We start from the raw sequence: 906 nt of genomic DNA, 5'->3' as shown, positions 1-906 counted from the left end.
GCCCTGGTCGCCAGCCTGGCCCCGGCACTGCCGCGGGCCGATGCGGTGCTGGTGGCGATGCAGCTGAGCTTTGTCGTGTATGCCGCTGCGTTGATGGCCGCCTTTGCCGCCCGCAGCGCAGGCCGCGCCTGGGTGGGCATGCTGCTGGCCAGCTTGGGCAGTGCGCTCGTCGCCTGGGTTGCGCTGTGAGCCCATCGCATCCCCCCAAGCGCCCACATCGCCCGCTGCGCCCGGCGATGGCGGGCCTGCACACCTGGGCCGGTGTGCTGTTGGGCTGGCTGCTGTACTTTATGTTTGTCACCGGCACCGCCGGATATCTGGATACCGAGATCGACCGCTGGATGCGCCCCGAGCTGCCCCCAGCGCAGTACCCGCTGCCACCAGCGCCCCAGGCCGCACACGCGCTGGCCTATCTGCAGACCTATGCGCCCGGTGCCCGCAGCTGGTCCATCCAGCTGCCGGTGGACCGCAACGAGCCCTATCTGCGCGTCGATTGGTCGCCCGCCGGCGCCGCACAACCGCAAGCCATGTGGCTGGATGCACAGACCGGCGCACCCATCGCCGTGCGCGATACGGCGGGCGGCCAGGCGCTCTACCAACTGCACTGGCGTCTGCACTACCTGCCCCCGGCGCTGACGGAATGGCTGGTCGCCATCGCATCCATGGTGCTGCTGCTGGCGCTGCTGACCGGCATCGTCGCGCACCGGCGCTTTTTTGCCGATTTCTTCACCCTGCGGCTGGGCAAGGGCCAGCGCTCCTGGCTGGATGCGCACAACCTGGCCAGCGTCGCCAGCCTGCCGTTTCAGCTGATGATCAGCTACTCGGGCCTGGTCTTTGTGATGTTCTCCTTCATGCCGCTGATCGCCAGCGCCTGGTACGGCCAGGCACCGGGCGCGGCGGTGCGCA

2 protein-coding genes are annotated in these 906 nt (G+C 69.2%); both read left to right on the top strand.

All coding sequences use genetic code 11. The annotated features are described in order from the left end of the window. Window positions 1-189, top strand: a 189-nt coding sequence (locus H928_RS29785; protein WP_021028889.1) for a DUF3649 domain-containing protein, incomplete at its 5' end; no start/stop codon positions are given. After that, the coding region (locus tag H928_RS33915) for a PepSY domain-containing protein (RefSeq protein WP_239645074.1) at window positions 186-906 on the top strand (721 nt) is incomplete at its 3' end. The genes H928_RS29785 and H928_RS33915, both read left to right, overlap by 4 nt.

Source organism: Comamonas sp. B-9, from assembly GCF_000410635.1.
Lineage (GTDB): Bacteria > Pseudomonadota > Gammaproteobacteria > Burkholderiales > Burkholderiaceae_C > Comamonas.
Note: the sequence above shows the minus strand (reverse complement) of the source record. Positions and strands in the feature narration are given on the sequence as shown.